The organism is Cyanobium sp. PCC 7001 (assembly GCF_000155635.1).
Classification (GTDB): Bacteria; Cyanobacteriota; Cyanobacteriia; order PCC-6307; family Cyanobiaceae; genus NIES-981.
Map to the genome: position 1 here is coordinate 212,879 of NZ_DS990556.1, position 16,180 is coordinate 229,058.

Below are 16,180 nucleotides of genomic sequence, written 5' to 3' on the forward strand. Positions count from 1 at the left end.
CAACCGAGTGGCGCGAGCGCGAGGTTAGGTGGCGGCTTTGCCGCCGGAGCCGGGCTGTTCCTGGGCGTTTTGACGCTTCTCCAGCTGGCGCAGCTGGCGGGTGAGCTCCGGCAGCTTGCTGAAGGCGGCGGAGCAGCGCAGCCAGAGCCGGTTGGGGATGGCCGGATAGCCGCTCACCACTTCACCGGCGCCCACTTCACCGTGGATGCCCGATTTGGAGGAGGCGATCGCCCCGTCCCCCATCACCGCCCGGTTGGCCAGACCCACCTGGCCGGCAAGGATCACGCCGTTGCCGAGCCGGGCTCCGCCGGCGATGCCCACCTGGGCCGCCAGGGCGCAGCCGCGGCCGGTGCTGACGCCATGGCCGATGTGCACCAGGTTGTCGATCTTGGTGCCGGCACCGATGCGGGTCTCGCCCACGGCCGGCCGGTCGATGGTGCTGCCGCAGCCCACCTCCACCCCGTCTTCCAGCACCACCCGGCCGGTCTGGGGCATCTTGCGCCAGCCGTTGGCGGTGGGCACGAAGCCGAAGCCCTCGCTGCCGATCACCGCGTTGGAGTGCACCACGCAGCCACGGCCGAGGCTGCTGCCGGGGTGCACCACGGCGCCGGCATGGAGGGTGCAGCCCTCCGCCAGCGCCACTCCGTCGTAGAGCACCACCCCCGGGTGCAGGCAGCAGTTCTCGGCGATGGTCACGTTGGCTCCCACCACCACGTGGGCGCCGAGATGGCTGCCCTGGCCCACGGCCGCGGAGGGATCCACCACCGCACTGGGATGGACGCCGGCTGGCAGAGGAGTGGGGGGAAACAGGTGCTCGAGCACCTCCGCGAATCCGAGGCGGGGATCCTGGAGGGCCACCCAGGCCATGCCGCGGCTGCTGGCCAGCTGCTGCAATGCTGCGCTGTCCTCGCCGCGGGCGGGCAGCAGCAGGGCGGAGGCCCTGCAGGTGTCCAGCACGCTGCCGAGGGCATGGCCGGACTCGAGAAAAGCGATCTGGCCGGGATCGGCCTGGTCGAGGGCGGCGGCGGACTCGATTTCGGCATCCCCCCCCAGCTCGTGGGGCACCGCCTGGGGCCCACCGGCGGCCTGCACTTCGCTCAGGAGGCCGAGCAGGTCGCTGAAGCGCATGGCCGCTGCCGTGGTCTGGGGCGGATCGTAGAGGGCGCCGCCGCCGCTGCCCCAGCCCTGCCGGCAAGGAGTGTCAGGGCTGAGGCGGCGGCGGGGTGAGGGCCATCTGGTCGCGGTGCACCACCTCCACGCCGGCCCGGCCGATCAGCTGCCGCAGTTCGTCGCTGCCGTGGGTGGCCAGGCCACGCCCCAGCTCGCGGCCGTCGCTGCTGAGCAGGCGCACGGGCTCCCGGGGCCGGAAATCGCCGCTCACCTCCACCACGCCCACCGCCAGCAGGGAAGCGCCCCGCGTCATCAGGGCCCGTTCGGCTCCCCCATCCAGCCGCAGGCTGCCCTGGGGCAGCAGGGCATGGGCGAGCCAGCGCTTGCGGTCGGGCAGGGGGGCGGCAGAGGGCTGGAACACGGTGCCCACCCGTTCGCCGGCGAGCAGGGCGTCGAGCACGGCCGGATCGCGGCCATCGGCCAGATGCACGCGGATGCCGCTGGAGGTGGCGATCCGCGCCGCCGCCAGCTTGGTGGTCATGCCGCCGGTGCCCCACTGCCCGCCCCCTTTGGCCCCGTCGCTGAGGCGCTCCAGCTCGCCCAGGTCGCGCACCTCGTCGATGGGCCGCGCCGTGGCGTCGTGGCGGGGATCGCCGGAGTAGAGCCGATCCACATCGGTGAGCAGGATCAGCTCGTCGGCCGCCACCGCCACCGCCACCAGGGCCGAGAGGGTGTCGTTGTCGCCGAAGCGCAGCTCGTCGGTGGCCAGGGTGTCGTTCTCGTTCACCACCGGCACCACGCCCCAGTCGAGCAGCTGGGCCAGGGTGCGGCAGGCGTTCTGGTAGCGGCGCCGGGAGGCCAGGTCCCCCCGGGTGAGCAGCACCTGGGCCACGGTCTGGCCGCGCACCGCGAAGGCGTCCTGGTAGAGGGCCATCAGCTGCCCCTGGCCGATGGCGGCCGCCGCCTGGAGGGCGGCCACCTCGGATGGACGGCGCTCGATGGCCAGGGTGGCGCAGCCCAGGCCCACGGCGCCGCTGGTGACCAGGGCCACCGCATCACCGCGCCGCTTGGCCCGGTTGAGGCTGGCGGCCAGATCGGCGATCACGGCGGCAGTGGGGCGTTCGGGGGTGCCGCGCAGCAGGCTGGTGCCCACCTTCACAACCCGGCGCAGGGGCTTGGTGGTCATCCTCGGGTGGTCATGGTCTGATGGTCATCCTCCGAGGCTGGTGCCGAGCCAGTGGGCCATGCGCAGCTCCAGCTTCTGCAGCCGATCCCGCTGACAGGGCTGGCCCAGCGGGTCGATCGGTTTCACCAGCACGGTGAACAGCCCCAGCCGGTTGCCGGCGATCACGTCGGTGAACAGGCGGTCGCCGATCAGGGCCACCTGGTGGTAGGGCAGGGCGAACTGGTGCAGCACCCGCCGCAGGGCCCGGCGGCGCGGCTTGCCGGCCGAGGTGGTGAACGGCAGACCCAGCTGCTGCGCCACGGCCCCGATCCGCTGGCGCGAGGGGTTGTTGCTGAGCAGGTGGATCGGCAGCTGTTCGCGGGCCGCCTCCAGCCAGCGCACGGCGCTCTCCGGCAGCACGGCTTTGCCCCGTGGCAGCAGGGTGCGGTCCACATCCAGCACCAGGGCGCGGATGCCCTGGTCGAGCAGATCCTGCAGGGGCAACTCCGCCAGGGTGCGGTCGATCAGCCAGTTGGGGCGCAGCAGCTGACGCAGATTCACGCCAGGCCCTCCCGCTCCTCCAGCTCGGCCTCGATGCGGGGCTGCACCCGGTCGAACTCCTCGCCCTCCACGAGCACGGCGCCGTTGCCCTCCATGCGCGCCACCACGAAGAAGGGGTCCAGCGGGATGTAGAGGCCGTATTCCTCGCCTTCCACCAGAAAACTCACCAGAAGTTCATACGACTCGGTGTCGTCATCGTCGTCCTCGTCGTCGTAGTCGTCGGGCTCAGGTTCGTCGAGTTCACCGCTCACGGTGAGGGTGGCCGCGGAGCGCACCAGGGTGAGTTCATGCTCCTGCAGCACCACATCGGCCACCGACAGAATCGGCTCGCTGGCCTCCACCGTGGCGATCAGTTCGGGCTCGGCGTCGTCTTGGAGGTGGAACAGGCACACCGGGGTGTCCACGGGCGTCAGCAAGCCGTAGTCGCTGCCGTCCAGAGGAATCAACTGCTCCAGAAAACAGAGCAGCTGCCGGCCCTGCCGGTCCCCCACCAGCACGGTCGGCACATCGGAACGGATCTCGCCGGAGCCTGTCATGAAAGAAGCAGCGGTGCTCGGAAACGGAGGAGCAATGATTTCAGGATGGTGCAGAGCCCGCCGTTCCGCCGCAGGCGATGGCCGCCAGCGTCACCGGCAGCGGCCCTGACTGCGGCAGCAGCTGGGGCTCCGGGCCCTCCTGCAGCCACTGCTCCAGCAGCAGGGCCGCGGCGGCGCTGTCGAGGGCGCCGGAGCGGTCGCCATGCAGGCCATGGCGTTCCGCTGCGCTCCAGGTGCTGCCGTGCTCGTTCACCCAGGCCAGGGGCAGACCGGTGCCGACGGCCAGCCGCTCGCCGTAGCGGCGGCAGTGGCGGGCCTGTTCGGTGGGTTGCCCGGCCTGATCGAGGGGCAGGCCCACCACGAGGGCTTCCACGCGCCGCTCGGCCAGCAGCTCCTGCAGCCGCTGCAGATCGGCCGGGAAGCGCCCCCGCGCCAGGGCGGGCAACCGCCGCACCGTGAGGCCCAGGGGATCGCATCCCGCCAGACCGATGCGCCGGCGGCCCACATCCAGGGCCAGCACCGAGCGAGGCCTGGGCCGGGCCATGCCTAGCGGGGCCCCAGCGGTGTGGGCAGGGGACGCCGCTTCGGCTGCCACTGCTCGAGCATGGCCTCGAGCCGCCGCGCGGCCAGCTGGGCCGGGGCCTGGAGCTCCTGGCGCCGCCAGACGCTGCGGGCCATCAGCACCCGCTCGCCGCGCTCCTCGGCGCCGCTGCGCTGCAGCCACTGCTGGCAGCTCTCCTGGCGGATGTCGCAGGCGAGCCAGAGCGGAGCATGGCTGCCGAGGGCCTGCTGGGCCTGGTTGAGCAGCAGGACCACCGGCCCGCCGAAGAGGTGCTGCCAGCCCGGATGCACGGTGAGCTTCACGTCGTAGCCGCCGCTGGCATGGTCCGACACCCAGCGCACCGCGGCCACGGCTTGGTCGCGGCTGGGGTCCACCAGCATCCAGCCCCGCCGGCGGCTCTGGTCGAGCAGGTCTTCCACGCGCCGATCCAGAAGCTGCCGCAGGTGGGCCGGGCAGGCGGCCTGCTCCAGGTGCCAGAGCAGGGCTGCGGTGCGGCGGTTGAGGTTGCGCAGCTGCAGGCCGCCGGCATCGCCGGCGGGACGGTCGGCGGCGCGGTGGGAAGGGCTGTGGGAAGCGCGGTCGGCGGCGGGCCAGCGCCAGAGCCTGTCGGTGCGCAGGGGTTGGAAGCCCTGTTCCCGCAGGATGGCCAGCCGGTCGGCATCGCCGCTGGAGGCGGTGGCGATCCAGCTGCTGGCCCCGCGGCCCCGGTCGATGGCCTCGCGCAGCAAGGCGGAGGCCACCTGCCGGCGGCTGGTGGGGCCGGAGAGCCGCAGGTGCTGCACCTGCCAGCAGCTGCCGCTGCGGTTCAGCCGGCGGGTGACGATCAGTCCCACGGGGGTGATCGCCTCGAAGGCCACCAGCACCTGGGGGCCGAGCGAGGGTTGGCTGCGCAGCAGCTGCAGCAATTTCTCCGGCAGGCTGAGCAGAACGGCCTGCTGCAGCAGAGGGTGCAGGGGCAGGTAGGCCGGATCCCCCAGCAATGGGATGTGCCAGCCGGCCAGACTCTCGATCCGCAGACCGGCGTCGTTGGCGTCGCCGGGCGGTGGGGTGGCCTCGGACCGCTCGGCCGGCTCGCTGCCGCCATCCCCGCAGTCCTGGAGCGCGGCGCACTGCAGGGGGGCTTGGGAGTGAAGTTTCCTCGCGTCAGGGTCGAGGCGACCGCTGCGGTTCCGGGTGGTGGATGGAGGGAGCACCGTCATCCCGGCAAGACCTCAGGGTTGACCTGGACAGGGAGGGGCTGGCGCGTTCGGGCCAGTACTACCGTCAGCTCCCTTAATCCTACCGCCGCGCCAAGGGCGATGCGGGCGCCTTCAGCCCCGGCTGGAAGCGGCCGGGCGCACCAGCACCAGGGGGGTGCGTTCGTTGGCGTTGCCGGCGGGGTTGGGCCGCAGGGCTCGCTGCAGCAGCGCCTCGTCGCAGCCCTGGCTGGCGGCGAGCACCTTCACCCGGCCGAGGTCGTTCACGTCCACCACGGCCACGCCCACCCCCAGGGCCGCCGCCATGCGGGCGCAGAAGGCTCCGGGCTCGTGCGGGCCCAGCACGATCGTCTGGTCGTAGGGAGGGGTGGTGCCGGTCACGTCGTCGATGAGGCGTGCCTGCTCGCCGGCCAGCCGGTAGAACCAGCCCTTGGAGCCCACCAGCTTCATGGCGGTGCCCACCAGCCAGGCGCCGAGCACCCGAGCCGGCCCCACCACATCGATCAGGCTCTGCAGGCCGCAGGCGGTGGCCAGGGAGCTGGTGGGGTGGAACACGCGGCAGAGCAGCCGGGCCAGGCCCGAGGGGGTCACGGTCTCGGGGTGGTGGTAGCGCCCCTGCATCACCGCCAGGGGGGTTTCCCCGATGGTGAGCACGTCGCCGGGCTGGAGCAGGGCCCCGGCGTAGTGGCGCAGCACGCTCTCGGGGTCGTCGAGGCTGCCGAGCAGGTGGGTGCGCACCGGCAGCACGCGGCAGTGATCGCCCTCCCGCCAGGGGGCCGTGCCCGGATCCAGCGTCTGGGGGCGCCGCAGGGGCACCAGGATGCCGTCCCGCCGCCAGAGCCGGCCGAAGGGCCCGTAGTTCACCCACAGCACCTCCAGCCAGAGGGTGTCGAGCAGGGCCTCCAGATCGGCACCTGCCGGGCTGGTGATGTCGACGCTGAGCCGGGCGCGGGTGCTCTTGTGGCCCTTCACGATGTAGGCGGCCCAGTAGCCGTCCGGACGCGCCTCCTCATCGGGGTGCAGGGCCTCCACCGCGGTGCGCACCTGAACCGCCGCCAGATCGCCGCGGCCCAGCAGGGTGGGCCGCAGTTCGATCTGGGGAACGAACACCTCCATGCGGGGGTGGGGGTTCTGGATTGTGACGATTCCGCTCACCCGCAGGCCCCCCGGGAGCTCGGCAGGGGAGTGCTCGACGCGGAAGGGTTCGGGCCGGAGCCGCAGGGGGGAGGCCGGCCGCAGGCGGTGCCGCAGTTCGAGCCACAACAGGGTGATCCCCAGCAGCAGGGCGGCCACCAGCAGGGCCTTGAGAAGCACGACGAGCAGCAACGGCAGGGGCATGCGGTTCGCCGGAGCGTAGGTGCACCGTGCGCTCTAGCGTCACCGCTTCTGGCCTGGCCGCCGCCCATGCGCAAGACGTTTGTGCTCGATACCAACGTGCTGCTGCACGACCCGGCGGCCATCACGCGGTTCGAGGACAACAACATCGTGATCCCCATTGAGGTGGTGGAGGAGATCGACCGCTTCAAGCGGGATCCGGCCGAGAAAGGACGCAATGCCCGCCAGGTGTCGCGGCTGCTCGACGACCTGCGGGCCCTGGGCAACCTGGCCGACGGCGTGCCCAACGGCGATCAGGGCGGCACCTTGAAGGTGGTGTTCTGCAGGGCCGAGACCCTCACACAACTGCCACCGGAGCTCAAGGCCGGCAACGGCGACAACAACATCCTGGCCGTGGCTCTCGAGGAGCAGCGGCTGGAGGCCGTGATGGGCAGCCAGCCGCCCGTGGTGCTGGTGACCAAGGACACCAACCTGCGGATCAAGGCCGACGCCGTGGGCCTGATCGCCCAGGACTACACCACCGACAAGGTGGCCCTCGACGACCTCTACCCGGGGCTGTGTGAGGTGTGGGCCGACGCGGCCCAGATGGATGCCGTGAAGCAATCGCCGGGGTTGCCGGTGGAAGGTCTGGAGGTGCCGGGGGTGCTGCAGGCCAATGAGGGGGTGATGCTGGTGGACCGGGCCCAGCCAGGGCACACTTTTCTCACCCGCTATGTGGCCCCCACCGCCACGCTCCAGCCCCTGCAGCGGGCGCCGAAGGCGCGGCTGGGCCGGATCCAGCCCCGCAACCGGGAGCAGACCTTCGCGCTCGACCTGCTGCTTGATCCCGACATCCAGCTGGTGACCCTGGTGGGCAAGGCCGGCACGGGCAAGACCCTGCTGGCCCTGGCGGCCGGGCTGCACCTCGTGGCCGATGAACGGCTCTATGAGCGGCTGCTGGTCACCCGGCCCGTGATTTCCCTGGGCAAGGATCTGGGTTACCTGCCCGGCGACATCGAGGAGAAGATGGGCCCCTGGATGCAACCGATCATCGACAACCTCGATTTCCTGCTGGGCAACAGCCCGGAGGATCAGGGCCGCGGCGGCTCCTCCGGCGGCGGGCCCGGTTCAGGCCGGGCCCATGGCCAGCGCAGCCAGCGGAGCAACTGGAGTGATCTCAAGGGGATGGGGCTGCTGGAAGTGGAGGCGATCAGCTACATCCGCGGCCGCTCGATTCCCCGCCAGTACATGGTGGTGGATGAAGCCCAGAACCTCACCCCCCATGAGGTGAAGACGATCGTGACCCGGGTGGGCGAGGGCACCAAGATCGTGCTCACCGGCGATCCATACCAGATCGACAATCCCTATGTGGATGCCGAGAGCAATGGCCTCACCTGGCTGGTGGAGCGGTTCAAGGGCCAGCAGCTGGCCGGCCACGTGACCCTGATGCGTGGTGAGCGCTCGCCCCTGGCGGAGCTGGCGGCGAATCTGCTCTGAGAATGGATTTGAGGATGGAAACTTCCGGGGCCTACAGCGTGATCTGCCATGACGGCTGGGGCAACACCAGCGTGGGCGAGTTCGAGAGCCTCGAGGAGGCGCGGCAGCTGTTCCGAACCCTCTGCGCCGACCGTTGGTTCCGCACCGACGGCGGCATCCGCAGGCTGTCGATCGTGGAGCGTGCCGGTGGCGGCACCGTGGATTCCTATGACGTGGGGACAGCTGGGCGCGGCTGAGCCAGAACCGCCTCCACCACCGCCAGCGCCACCCGGCCCGCATGGTCGGCCTCGCCTTCGACGCCACTGTTCAGTGCCACGGTGACAACGAGATCCTGGCCGGGCAGGTAGAGGTAAAGGGTGCGGTAGCCCATCGATTCGCCCTCGTACTGCCAGCCGGTCCCGAGCGTGGACGAGACGAAACCCGAGACGCCGAGCCCGAACCCGCGCGGGTCGTCCGGGGTGAGTTGCGCGAGGGTTTCACCGGTTCGCATCGACACGACCTGGGTGAGTTCCCTGCGGGCCGGGCCCTCTTCAGCTCGTTCGAGCTGAAGAGGGCCCGCACCCAGCGGTTCACCTCTTCCGGACGCGACACGGCCGCCCCTGCGGCGCCACCCCAGGACATGTCCTCCGCCTTGACATCGGCACCATCGAGATTCTTCATGCCTGGAAATCCCTCGGCCACGAAGTAACCCGACGCCATGAGGCGGCTGATCTCGGGGGGATAGGGGCCGGCTCGATAGAAGGTGCTGGTGAGGCCGTAGCGCGGACCGAACAGACGGCGCTCGAAGTTGTCCTGAACCGTGCGGCCGCTGGCTTTCTCGATCACCATCCCGGCAAGGATGTAGTTCGTGTTCGAGTAGGCATAGCCCGATGTGGGCTGCGGCGCGCCGGGATAGGCAGGGTCGACGAAACCCACGAGCACGGCGGGCGTGAAGTGGCGCGACAACCCTTGCTGCCCGATGTCGGCGATCATCGCGGCCACGTTGTCGTAGCTCGGGATGCCGCTGGTCATGGTCAGCAGCTGGCGCAGCGTCACCTGCCTCCAGGCGGGGTACTGGGGCAGCCACGTCTCCAGGGGGTCGTCAAGGTCGAGCACGCCCTCCGCCTGCAGTTGCAGCAGGGTGACCGCCGTGAACGACTTGGTGATGCTGCCGATCTGGAACAGCGTGTCGGGCGTGATGGCGGCGGCGCCAGCCGTGTTCGACACCCTGCCGGCGGTGATGTTCACTGTGCCGCCATCTTCAGGCAGGCTCACGCTGATCGAGATCGCGGTGGCCTTCTCGCCGGCGGCGGTGTCGGCGATGTAGGCATCGGCAACGGCCTGCAGCCTCGATGCCAGGGCCTCACCGGCGTGGGCCGGCGCCACCAGGTTCAGCGCGGCGGCCAGGGCAACCATGGCCGACCGGGTGCGTTGGCTGATCACGGGTGACGCCATGGGTGTTCGCCGATGCTCGCACCCATGAAGGCCTCACCCCGGTCGGCGAGTTCTCAGTGGCGGTGCAGGTCCTGCCCGATCAGGCTGGCCCCCACGGGCGCCATCATGGTGAAACACTTCGCTGAGGCGGCACAGGAGCTGGCGGGGCCGACTGTGTTGCTGGCCACAGTGTTGCTGGCCGTCTTCGGGTTGCGGCGGTAGACGCTGCGGCCGCCTTTGATCGTTTCCAGCACCTGGATGTCGGCGATCCTGAGGGGATCGATGCGGATCGGATTCTCCGAGAGCACCACGAAGTCGGCCACTTTGCCCGGCTCGATGGAGCCCTTCGTCTTGTCTTCGAAATGCTGGTAGGCGGCCCACAGGGTCATGGCCTTGAGCCCCACGATCGGCGGAACGCGATGCTGCGGACCGACCACCTCGCCACTGCCCCGGGCCACGCGGGTCACGGTGGACGACAGCACCCGCATGGAGTCGGGCAAGGCCACCGGCGCGTCGTGGTGGGAGGTGAAGATCATGCCCTGCTCCAGTGCCCAGCCGGTGGGGGAAATGTTGTTGCCCCGCTCGGGCCCCAGCACCGAGCTGCGATGCCAGTCGCCCCAGTAGTAGGTGTGCATCGGGAAGAAGGAGGGGATGATGCCGAGCTCCTGAAACGCGGCCACCTGATCCTTCCGCGCCGTCTGGGCGTGAATGGCCACGGGCCTGCGGTCGGTCTTGCCGTGGGTGGCTTCGGCCTGGCGAACGGCCTGAATGAACTGGTCAACGGCGGCATCGCCATTGACATGCGCCATGATCTGCCAGTTGTTGGCAAACGCCTTCTCCACATAGGCGGCGGCCTCGGTGTCGCTGAAGGTGGGATAGCCCAGATAATCGGGTTTCTGTCCTGGCGGCGCCTTGAAGTAGGGCTTGGTGAGCCACGCTGTCTTGCCCTGGGGGGAACCATCCAGGTTCAGCTTCACCCCGCCGATGCGGAAGTGTTGCTTGTAGGTTCGCCCCACGAAGGGTGAGGCCATCGACCTGTCGGCACCGACGATGTCGGGATAGGCCACCACGTCGATGGTGAGGGCATCCTTCTTGGCCAGTTCCTCCCAGGTGTTGTTGATCCCCAGCGTGGAGCGGCCCTCCTGGGCGGTGGTGAAGCCAAAGCTCAGGTAGAGATCCTCGCCAGCCTTGGCGATGGCCTCCTGGTCGGACACCGACAACTTCGGCAAGGTGCCCAGCAGGCTGAAGAAGGCCGTTTCCTCCAGCACGCCGTCGGGCTCCTGGCTGCCGGGTCGGCGCCGGATCACCCCACCCTTGGGATCCTTGCTGCTGGCCGTGATGCCTGCCAGTTCGAGCACCTTGCTGTTCACCGTCGCCAGATGGCCGGACTGGTGGATCGCGATCACGGGAATCTCTGCCGACACCGCATCCAGCTCGTCACGGGTGGGGTGCCGCTGCTCGGTGAGCTGGGCATCGTCGTAGCCGAAACCGATGATCCAGCCGAGCTTTCGGGATGTCTTGCCCTCACCCCATGCCTTCAGGGTGGCCTGCAGCGCGCCAATGTCCTGCACGGCCCCATCCGGAGCCGCCAGCAGGTTGGCCGCCAGGGCCTGCACGCCCGCGTTGAAGAGATGACCATGGGCGTCGATGAAGCCCGGCACCAGGGTGTTGCCACCCAGATCGATCACCTTGGTGTTAGCCCCCTTCCACTTGAGTACGGTTGCGTCGTCGCCGACGGCCTGGATGATGCCGTTGCTGATCGCCACGGCCTCGGCCTGGGGCTGACGATCATTCACCGTGACGATCTCCCCACCCCGAAAAATCACATCGGCGCGACCGCCATCTTCGGCCCTGGCCATCGCCGTGAGCAGCAGCGAGACCGCGAGGGCTCCCGCAATTCGGCAATTCATTCGGCAATTCATTCGGCCATGCATGGTGCGATCTCCGCTGTCTTGACTGGCTGCATGGACTGGATGCTGGGAGGGTGCAGGGTGGATCGTGACGAGTCCTATCCCCTTCAATCCCCCCAATGGCCTATCACTGGCCCATCACATCAGTGGATTAGTCTCGGTGGATTAGTCTCAGTGGATTAGTGTGGACTAGTTAGGGGATCAGCCTGTTATTTTGATGGTGTCTGCCCAGCTTCTGCTGCGTCAAGCAGGTGTTGAGGAAGTTGACGTTCCATCCCGGGAGTGACACTCGCCCAACTTCGAGTATCATCGGCACGTTTTTCTGATTGGTTCTTGGTCGATCAGATCCCCTTCAGGCAGGTTGTCGGGCAGGTCTTTCCTGATGAGGACGCTTCTGAACTCCGGCACGGCCTGGGGTGGACTCTGATCCGTGTATCGACTGGGGTTGGCTGACGCTGCCATGGTGCTCCGCTCTGTTGCCTGTCTGAGGCGCCTGGGAACCTCAACGGCCCTTGGAGGGGTCCTGGGACTCACCCTTGGCGTTGCGATCCCCGTGGCCAAGGCGGACACCGCCAAGCCAGAGGTGGCTGAGCCACACGCGGCTGAGCCAGAGACGGCGGACCCGGATGTGGTGCCGCAACCGGGCTTGCCCCTGCATCCCCAACCCGCGCCTGCGCCTGCTGGAGAAGCCAACGCCGAGGCCGAGACCACTGAAGCTGAGACCGCTCAGGCTGAGACCACTGAAGCCGAGAACGGCGAGTCAGGTTCTGAGCCGGAAGCCGCCGAGCAGGCGGCCCCCACACCCGCTGCACCTCCCAAGCCCACCAATTTCTGGACGCGCGCCAATGCCCTGGGGGATTTGGGTGGGGCTCGAACCCAGCTCGCCGAGCGTGGGGTGAACCTGCGCTTCTGGGCCACCGGCTTCTACCAGGGGCAGTGGTCGGGGGATGTGGGCACCTTCACCTCGCAGGATGGCCGCGGAAAGAAATTCCTCACGGGTGGACGCCTCGATGCGCTGATCGATCTCGACACCACGAAGCTCGGGCTCTGGCGGGGGGCGGTTTCCACGCACACCTGGAGCTGGAGGGGGGAAGGATTCCGGCGTTCCGGGGTGGAGCGCTGTGGCCGGTCAATGCAGCCGCGATCCTGCCTCTCGGCAGCCAGGATGAGCTGCAGGCCACCTCCTTGTATTACAGCCAGCGCTGGGGCGGCACCAGTCTGCTGGTTGGGAAGATCAATGCCGTCGATCTGCTGGCGAACGATCCCTTTTTCGGTGGTTGGGGCACCGACCGCTTCATGAACCTGGCCTTTGTGGCTCCACCCAGCGGCGTCGTTCCAGCCGTGTTGATGGGCGGACTGTTGGCCCAGCAGATCGGTGAGGTGAACCTGTCGGCCTTGGTGTTCGACCCCGCCGACCAGACCAGCAACTACTGGGTGGATGGGTTGTTTGAGGATGGGGTGAATGTGTCTCTCGCTGCCCAGTGGAGCGGCACGGCCTGGGGACGTGCGACGAATCTCGGCCTGAGCTATACCTTCAGCACCAAGGATTCCGTCGATCTCCGCAGCATTCTGCTGCCATCCGATTCCAAGATCATTGCCACATCCTATCCCGATAATCTGAGTCTTCAGTTCGGACATGTGTTCTTCCCCAGCAAGGTAAGGCCTGGCAAGGGAATCGGCTTCTATGGGAAGGTGGCTGCCACGCGAGGCAATCCCAACCCGATTGGCTGGTCGTTCATCGGGGGGATCACAGGTGAGGGAATGTTCGAAAACCGCCCCTATGACAGTTTCGGAGTGGGTTTCTATTACTACAGCTGGAGCGGAGCGCTTGATGCTGCCCTGGATCCCTTCATCCCACTCGATGCCGAAAAAGGGCTGGAGATCTACTACAACTTCGCTGTCACCCCGTGGTTCATCCTGACGGCAGACCTGCAGGTGATTAACCCGGGTCGAACCAACTTCGCGACGGAAACCGTGGCGGCGCTCCGGGCAAAGTTCACCTTTTGAGGAGATGGAGCCTTGACGAGCAAAGCCTCCCACTTTGTTTGAAGATCAGGCCAGGAGCCAGCAGATCCCGCGCACGCGTTTGCAGATTTCAAGAAGTTCAGGTTTAAACCTGGCTTCTCGAGCTCGTTACTTTGTCGCAACAATCTTCTTGCTGCTGAATCTGCTGCCATGGAGCCGATGACCGCGATTCCGGCGGACGGTTGGAAGGATGGGCTTAGTTTCAACACAATCATGTAAGCGTCTTGGTTGTAGCCTTTCGACTCTCGGAGCCGCGTTAGATCTGTTGAACGCTCAAGATCAGCGGCGGGTAGAAGCCCAATGCGGTCATCTGACATGTTTGGCCCCGCCCGCAGGATCTTGAAGTTAGGCGTTGCGTTCATTCGCCAACAGGGCTACAGAGTTCAATGAGACAACCATCCGGCGCTCGAAGATACGAGACGATCTGGCCCCAAGGCTTTTTAGTTGGTGAACTCAGCTCAATGGCGCCTTCCCTCAAAGCATGCGCATGAGCAGTAGAGACATCTCGTGTCACGAAACCGATTTCCATGCCCAACGGAAGTGACGACTCATCTGCGCGGACATGGCCACCAGAAAAATTCACATCGCCAAGCTCGTGTGCGGCAAATGAAAGAGTTGTTTCTCCAGTCTCAAGTTCCCCATATGTCCCTGATTCGTGGAGGAAGCGTTGTTTCAGTCCAAACGCACGCTCGAAGAAACTCAGGGATGAAGCGACATCGGCGACATATAGAATCGTATACCCAAGCTTCATGTCTTACTTACAAGAATAACCCTGCCTAAGGCTATCCCAAGTGGCGCGTGGACGCAATGGCCGCGTTCATTGCATACAACTAACGCTACACCTGGGTGGCAGGCCGAAAACTTGGGGTGGTGAATCAGAGAGTTGAAGGTGGCCTGTCCACTCGAGGGGCTTGTTCGAGGCTTGTGCGCCGAAACCTTGGCACAGATTGGCCTCTGCGATAGGGAGACTCATAGGCACTGATGCCATGCAAATTGGAATGGCTAGGCATGCACACGATCAAGATTGCGCCTCCTATACACTCCTGTCGCACTGGATTGTGGCAGCACACCCCCTGATCAGCGCTGGATCTAAGGTCACCATGAATGGTGCTTCGAGGTAGCGGTAACACTCTGAGGTGGGATCCTGTTCTTGCTCCTTTGGACCCAGCCTTCATTTCAACACCCGGTTTGAGATCCAAGCCGGGCATGGCGTTGGAACGGGGGCCTGGTTCCGGCTTCGACTTCACTGTTGCCGCGTTCCTCCCATGCTGCTCTGCAGCCGGTTTGCACCGCTTCGCGATGATTCCGCTGGAGGCCCGATCGCCGTGGTGGTAACCAACAACGAGGGTGTCTGAGACAGGCCGGCTGACCGGCTTGGGTCAGGCGCCACGTCGGCGCAGCCGCGCAGGACGATCGCCATGGGATCGGGGTCATGGGCTGGCTGCTCCGGGCAAGCGCTGGGGCCGCCAGATCGTGAGGGCTGCCAGCACCGCCGCGCCGCCGCAGGCCAGGGCGAACAGGAACGGCCCCGCAGGCCCGGTGACTGTGAGCTCGCCGCCGAGGAACGACACGATCGCTGCGGCCAGGGTGAACATCGCCGTGGAGAAGCCCATCACCCAGCCCTGCTCCTCGGCCGAGGCGGAGCGGGAGTAGGCCGCCAGCAGGGTGGGATAGCCAATGCCGTGCAACGCGCCGGCAGGCAGAAGCAGCGCCAGGGCCAGCGGGCCTGACGGCACCGCCACGAAGGCGGCGATCACGGCGCAGAGCAGCAGCGCCACCCAGCCCATCAGGGCGCGAGGCGCCAGACGAGCGTTGAGGGGTTCCACCAGTAGGCCGCTGGCCAGGGCGAGGCCGGTGCCGAGCAGGAACATGGCCAGGCTGGCCGCCTGGGTGCCGTAGCCGAAGCGTGCCGTGAGGCTGGCAGCGGCGAACACATAGAACCCCATGAAGCAGAGCATGTAGGGGAAGTACACGGCGGTGACCCGCAGCACCGCGCGCCGCTCCAGGCCGCGGGCCAGCAGCCGCCACACCTCCAGCGGGCTGAGCCTCAGCGGTGCCAGCGCCTGGCGGGCGTCGCGGAAGCTGCAGGCGATGAACACCAGGGCCAGCAGACAGAGCAGGCCGCCCACCACGAAGGAGAGGGTGGGGGAGGCCCAGGGCCCGAGGAGTGCCGGATCGGAGAACACGCCGCCGATGATCGGGCCGATCACCAGACCGCCGCTCACGCCCACGTTGGCCAGTCCGAGGTTGCGGGTGCTCTCCGCCTCGCTGCGGGCCAGATCGATCATCGCCGCCGCCGCGATCGGCTGGGTGCCGGCCGTGAAGCCGGTGATGGCGCGGGAGGCCACCAGCAACGGATAGCTCCGCAGGGGAATCGCGGCGGCGGCCAGGGCGTAGCCGGCGAAGGCGCCCAGAAGGCAGATCAGGATGCCCCGCTTGCGACCAATGCTGTCGGAGAGGCGGGCCACATAGATCGAGCCGAACAGCCAGGTGAGGAAGAAGGTGCCGATGGCCACGCTGTAGAGGAGCTCCGCCCGGGAACGGGAGGTGGCCTCCGGCAGGAAACCTTGGCCGGCCTTCAGCAGCAGCGTGTCGAAGATCGGGAAGGCCAGCCCCTGCCCCATCACATCCACGAAGCACACCACCATCAGGGCAAGCAGGGCGAGCCTGGGAGCGCGACTGGACGGGCCGGGGATGGCAGCTCCGCTCATGGGGAGGTGGGGAGGTGGATCGTTTCCATCGTGCTCACGGCCTCGGCCAACGGCATGGGCCTGAAGAGGCGATGCAACCCATGGGCCGCGCCGCGCCCACGTGGATAGGGTGAAGGAGATCGGTCACCATCGGGCCTGACGTCTCCTGGGGGAGCCATCCCCGAGCCGCCGCTGTCCGGC

Annotated in this window: 14 protein-coding genes; 3 read left to right on the forward strand and 11 right to left on the reverse strand. The window is 67.6% G+C overall.

Annotated elements, in window-relative coordinates:
• Positions 1–24: 24 nt before the first annotated feature.
• From lpxD to CPCC7001_RS01150, 7 genes are all read right to left on the reverse strand, one after another.
• Complete coding sequence (gene lpxD / locus CPCC7001_RS01120; protein ID WP_006911667.1) at positions 25–1,128, reverse strand: UDP-3-O-(3-hydroxymyristoyl)glucosamine N-acyltransferase; 1,104 nt, start codon at positions 1,126–1,128, stop codon at positions 25–27.
• A gap of 73 nt (positions 1,129–1,201) precedes the next feature.
• A complete protein-coding gene (gene proB / locus CPCC7001_RS01125; RefSeq protein ID WP_006910041.1) occupies positions 1,202–2,296 on the reverse strand; it encodes a glutamate 5-kinase in 1,095 nt (364 codons plus the stop codon).
• A gap of 24 nt (positions 2,297–2,320) precedes the next feature.
• Positions 2,321–2,836: a YqeG family HAD IIIA-type phosphatase gene (locus CPCC7001_RS01130; protein ID WP_006911269.1), complete on the reverse strand. Its 516-nt coding sequence runs from the start codon at positions 2,834–2,836 to the stop codon at positions 2,321–2,323.
• Positions 2,833–3,372 carry a DUF3727 domain-containing protein gene (locus CPCC7001_RS01135; protein WP_043368446.1) on the reverse strand — a complete coding sequence of 180 codons (540 nt, stop codon included), beginning with the start codon at positions 3,370–3,372 and terminating at the stop codon, positions 2,833–2,835. The genes CPCC7001_RS01130 and CPCC7001_RS01135 overlap by 4 nt, the downstream gene beginning before the upstream one ends.
• 40 nt (positions 3,373–3,412) lie before the next feature.
• Positions 3,413–3,916, reverse strand: a complete 504-nt coding sequence (ruvX, locus tag CPCC7001_RS01140) for a Holliday junction resolvase RuvX (protein WP_006911695.1) — start codon at positions 3,914–3,916, stop codon at positions 3,413–3,415.
• Positions 3,917–3,918: 2 nt separating this feature from the next.
• Complete coding sequence (locus CPCC7001_RS01145; RefSeq protein ID WP_006911233.1) at positions 3,919–5,133, reverse strand: hypothetical protein; 1,215 nt, start codon at positions 5,131–5,133, stop codon at positions 3,919–3,921.
• 111 nt (positions 5,134–5,244) lie between these two features.
• Positions 5,245–6,468 carry a hypothetical protein gene (locus CPCC7001_RS01150; protein WP_006909296.1) on the reverse strand — a complete coding sequence of 408 codons (1,224 nt, stop codon included), beginning with the start codon at positions 6,466–6,468 and terminating at the stop codon, positions 5,245–5,247.
• Positions 6,469–6,534: 66 nt separating this feature from the next.
• On the opposite strand from CPCC7001_RS01150, the gene CPCC7001_RS01155 reads away from it, so the two are divergent.
• Together CPCC7001_RS01155 and CPCC7001_RS01160 are read left to right on the forward strand one after the other, a co-directional pair.
• The gene (locus CPCC7001_RS01155; RefSeq protein ID WP_006911011.1) at positions 6,535–7,941 is read left to right on the forward strand and encodes a PhoH family protein; all 1,407 of its coding nucleotides are present in this window, start codon (positions 6,535–6,537) and stop codon (positions 7,939–7,941) included.
• Between the two features lie 14 nt (positions 7,942–7,955).
• Positions 7,956–8,177: a hypothetical protein gene (locus CPCC7001_RS01160; protein WP_006909312.1), complete on the forward strand. Its 222-nt coding sequence runs from the start codon at positions 7,956–7,958 to the stop codon at positions 8,175–8,177.
• Between the two features lie 70 nt (positions 8,178–8,247).
• On the opposite strand, the gene CPCC7001_RS01165 is transcribed toward CPCC7001_RS01160, so the two are convergent.
• Positions 8,248–9,375 carry a serine hydrolase gene (locus CPCC7001_RS01165; RefSeq protein WP_083782533.1) on the reverse strand — a complete coding sequence of 376 codons (1,128 nt, stop codon included), beginning with the start codon at positions 9,373–9,375 and terminating at the stop codon, positions 8,248–8,250.
• A 53-nt stretch (positions 9,376–9,428) separates the two neighbouring features.
• Positions 9,429–11,264 (reverse strand): amidohydrolase, encoded by a 1,836-nt coding sequence (locus CPCC7001_RS01170; protein WP_006910470.1) that lies wholly within the window; start codon positions 11,262–11,264, stop codon positions 9,429–9,431.
• A gap of 936 nt (positions 11,265–12,200) precedes the next feature.
• Between CPCC7001_RS01170 and CPCC7001_RS01175 the strand changes: the two genes are divergently transcribed.
• The gene (locus tag CPCC7001_RS01175) at positions 12,201–13,271 is read left to right on the forward strand and encodes a carbohydrate porin (RefSeq protein ID WP_071778239.1); all 1,071 of its coding nucleotides are present in this window, start codon (positions 12,201–12,203) and stop codon (positions 13,269–13,271) included.
• A 376-nt stretch (positions 13,272–13,647) separates the two neighbouring features.
• Here the strand turns inward: CPCC7001_RS01175 and CPCC7001_RS14195 are convergent, their stop codons facing one another.
• Complete coding sequence (locus CPCC7001_RS14195; protein ID WP_071778240.1) at positions 13,648–14,040, reverse strand: VOC family protein; 393 nt, start codon at positions 14,038–14,040, stop codon at positions 13,648–13,650.
• Between the two features lie 679 nt (positions 14,041–14,719).
• On the reverse strand, positions 14,720–16,000 hold the full coding sequence (locus CPCC7001_RS01180) for an MFS transporter (RefSeq protein ID WP_156796631.1): 1,281 nt from the start codon (positions 15,998–16,000) through the stop codon (positions 14,720–14,722).
• Between the last annotated feature and the right edge of the window lie 180 nt (positions 16,001–16,180).

Coding starts and splice junctions, on each gene's coding strand:
- lpxD (WP_006911667.1), bottom strand. CDS start 1,128: ATGCGCTTCAGCGACCTGCTCGGCCTCCTGAGCGAAGTGCAGGCCGCC.
- proB (WP_006910041.1), bottom strand. CDS start 2,296: ATGACCACCAAGCCCCTGCGCCGGGTTGTGAAGGTGGGCACCAGCCTG.
- CPCC7001_RS01135 (WP_043368446.1), bottom strand. CDS start 3,372: ATGACAGGCTCCGGCGAGATCCGTTCCGATGTGCCGACCGTGCTGGTG.
- ruvX (WP_006911695.1), bottom strand. CDS start 3,916: ATGGCCCGGCCCAGGCCTCGCTCGGTGCTGGCCCTGGATGTGGGCCGC.
- CPCC7001_RS01145 (WP_006911233.1), bottom strand. CDS start 5,133: ATGACGGTGCTCCCTCCATCCACCACCCGGAACCGCAGCGGTCGCCTC.
- CPCC7001_RS01150 (WP_006909296.1), bottom strand. CDS start 6,468: ATGCCCCTGCCGTTGCTGCTCGTCGTGCTTCTCAAGGCCCTGCTGGTG.
- CPCC7001_RS01155 (WP_006911011.1), top strand. CDS start 6,535: ATGCGCAAGACGTTTGTGCTCGATACCAACGTGCTGCTGCACGACCCG.
- CPCC7001_RS01160 (WP_006909312.1), top strand. CDS start 7,956: ATGGAAACTTCCGGGGCCTACAGCGTGATCTGCCATGACGGCTGGGGC.
- CPCC7001_RS01165 (WP_083782533.1), bottom strand. CDS start 9,375: ATGGCGTCACCCGTGATCAGCCAACGCACCCGGTCGGCCATGGTTGCC.
- CPCC7001_RS01170 (WP_006910470.1), bottom strand. CDS start 11,264: ATGAATTGCCGAATTGCGGGAGCCCTCGCGGTCTCGCTGCTGCTCACG.
- CPCC7001_RS14195 (WP_071778240.1), bottom strand. CDS start 14,040: ATGAAGCTTGGGTATACGATTCTATATGTCGCCGATGTCGCTTCATCC.
- CPCC7001_RS01180 (WP_156796631.1), bottom strand. CDS start 16,000: ATGAGCGGAGCTGCCATCCCCGGCCCGTCCAGTCGCGCTCCCAGGCTC.